Annotated in this window: 1 protein-coding gene; it reads right to left on the minus strand. The window is 34.0% G+C overall.

Going from position 1 to position 303, the window contains the following annotated elements:
* The coding region (locus HC176_RS18870) for a hypothetical protein (RefSeq protein ID WP_167920501.1) at positions 1-303 on the minus strand (303 nt) is incomplete at both ends.

Below are 303 nucleotides of genomic sequence, written 5' to 3' on the forward strand. Positions count from 1 at the left end.
TACTTAATCTTTTGGTATAAACATTCTTGATAAGCTTTTTCTGCACATCATTTATGCTGACCTTAAACTTGTCCTGGGACAAGAATGTTTCATCAAATAAATAGATGAGAGAACCATTTTGATAAGCCTCCTGGATAAGATTGATAAGATCTTTTTCCTTTTCAGCTTTAATAGTAGCAAATCTGTCTACAATCCTCCTTTTTTCATCATTTTCATCGTGACTATAAACCTTCTCAATTTCCTGATATTTTTGCACTTCATCCAGCAACCTGTCAATTTCCCTGAAACGGGAATCATCAGGTA

It is taken from the genome of Tamlana crocina, assembly GCF_012037625.1.